This window comes from Winogradskyella sp. (genome assembly GCF_028289625.1).
In the GTDB taxonomy this organism is placed as follows: Bacteria; Bacteroidota; Bacteroidia; order Flavobacteriales; family Flavobacteriaceae; genus Winogradskyella.
In genome coordinates this window covers 1-2498 of the sequence record NZ_JANQOM010000055.1, presented here as the reverse complement: position 1 = coordinate 2498, position 2498 = coordinate 1, and the positions used below count along the sequence as shown (strand labels likewise).

At 37.0% G+C, this 2498-nt stretch carries 2 protein-coding genes; both read right to left on the bottom strand.

Going from position 1 to position 2498, the window contains the following annotated elements; translation table 11 throughout:
* Positions 1–197 precede the first annotated feature (197 nt).
* Entirely contained in the window at positions 198–665 is a 468-nt protein-coding gene (locus tag Q0992_RS11145; RefSeq protein ID WP_299523970.1) for a hypothetical protein, read from the bottom strand.
* Between the two features lie 7 nt (positions 666–672).
* Positions 673–2498, bottom strand: a 1826-nt coding sequence (locus Q0992_RS11140; protein WP_299523968.1) for an RHS repeat-associated core domain-containing protein, incomplete at its 5' end; no start/stop codon positions are given.

The following is a 2498-nucleotide window of genomic DNA, read 5'->3' as shown; positions in this document are numbered from 1 at the left end:
TTCTTTTTAAAAAGAAAGAATCAAAGAAAACTTATACTTATTATATTTTTAAAGAACGTTTATTCTTATTAAGAATATTAAATTTAGAACTATTATCCTTAAGATAGAAAACCAATAATTTGTTTTTAACTAATTATTGGTTTTCAATTATTTAAGATCATGGTTTAGTCCATGACCTTTTTACTACACTATCCACATCACCACTCTAACTCTTTATCAACTGCATTTTTATACTTTTTTATTATCTTTTCCATTTCAGTATGGGTAAACTCGTCTATTTTACGTATCACAAGTTCTTCCTCACCTAATTTATCTACATTATGTATAAAGAATAATTTTTTATCTTTTACTTTAGATATCTTTTTATAGAAAGATAGTGTCAGTTTTTCTATACTCGAATAACTTAATCCCGACGAGTTAATCAAAAAGCAGTCATATTGATTTATGAAGTCCTTTAAAAAACATTCAAAAAGATAAATTGAAAAACCATTACGATTAAAATCATAATTAATAATATCTGCATAATCAGATATTAAAATATATTTTTCACATGACTTTGCATTAAATGTGATACTTTTATTTTTTTTCTTGGCAAAAGATTTTATTAAGACGTCTTGTATATCATTGCTAGATGACAAGACAAAATAGGTTTTTGTATTTTTCATTTTCTAATTATTTAACTGGGAATTTATTGACAGAAAGACCTAAATCAGAAGGGTTACGAATCTGAAAATTACCATTATCTATTAATTGTTGAGCATATTTTAAATCCCCTGTTTCTAAGCCATATCTAATTGCAGCATTCATCCTATGATTTCCTTCTGTTAGAATATACTTCCCATTATGAATGACACCTGCTGCGCCTGAACTTGAAGAAAAATTTCCGCTTCTCATTTGAGTTAGATACTCACCAATTTTTGAAGTGTCAACACCTGTTTGAGCACTGAAAATCTGGTTTTTACTAGCAAAAGCGCTAACATCATCTGCATTTTTTACTATACCTGAAACAAGGTCATCAGCAACAGTGGTAACTTTGCTAATTTTACTAATATTTCCTAACTCAAAACCAGCGGCTGTTTCTGCGGTAAAAGCCATTATTTTTCCCAGTGCTGGACCAGCTACATCAGGATCAGTACTTTGAGTATCCTCAATGGTTTGAGATACATTGTCAACAATAGCTTCGGCAGTATCAACAGGATTCAATAAAGCTTTACCTAAATTCCACAGTCCTTTAACTGTTTCCACTGGATTTAATATAAATTCAGCAGTTTTACTTATACTTTTTCCTGCTTCTACGTATGCATTGACATTTGTTTCCACATTTTCTTTAAATGTCATATCGTAATTAACAAAAAATGGTTCTAATCCTTCAAGTTCTCTTGCATCTATAACTCGGTTTCCACTAAACACATAAGGCCCCCAATCCATATAATCCTCTGTGAGTGGGTCAATGTTAAAGAACCTTCCTATAGCTGCATCATAATTTCTAAACTTATAGCTATGCCAATTTAATCCTAGTTCATCATTCAGTTCTTGTTCTTGGAATCCAAATTTTCTGGCTACACTATTCACATTAGCGGAAACCACGTCATTGTACCCCTTGTGCTTTAGGCCAAATGGATAATAGTTATTCTCCTCAAGGATTTCCAAACTTACCGCACTAGGATTATTTTGGTTAACATCCATATAGGTCAAACGTATATTCCCCAAGTGGTCTCTGTACTGGTAGGCATAGTTGTAAGTGCCCGCTTTAGCTGCTGGCTCTACGTAGCCCTCCAGGTGCGAGAACATCTTAAGGCTGCCGTTCTCGTAGATAAAATTACCTGCATATTCGGTCGTTGTTCCCGTACTCACGATTTTTTTCTGTTTTACGCCTGTGGCATCGTAAATATACTGAATATTTCCACCAGATAGGGTGACCTGCGTCGGTAAATTGAGGTGGTTGTAGCTAATATTCGACGAAATGCCCTTGTTAAGGTCCCTCAGCATATTGCCGTTGGCGTCGTAGGTGTACTCGGTGGCCACATCCGCCCCGTCCTTAAAGCCGTGGCCGTCACTGCCGTTATCCAATACTTTTTTAAGTCGGTTGCTTCTGGCCTCATAGGTATAGACCAAATTGTCCATAGGCCCAAAGTCACTGCTGGTATTGCGGTTGGGATCGGCCACGATGTGGCCGTTTCGCTCCAGGGCCTTTATGTTGCCGTTCTTGTCGTAATCCACATTGCTGAGACGGTACCGTGTGCCCATGCCCGTACTGCCACCGTTAAAGTCGGCCTTGGTGATTCGGTTAAGGGCATCGTAGTGGTAGGTGTACCTAAACCAGGTATTGTCGCTTGCCGTCCTCCAGTCCACCTCGGCAATATTGCCGTTAAAGAGCCCTACACCGCTTGGGTTGTCGGTGTCTGTATACTTTATCTTAAAGGCAAACAGGTCGTCCCCAAGGTTGCCAGTATTGTTAATGTTCTTTAGCCAGCCCCTAACGTTATAGGCATACTCCA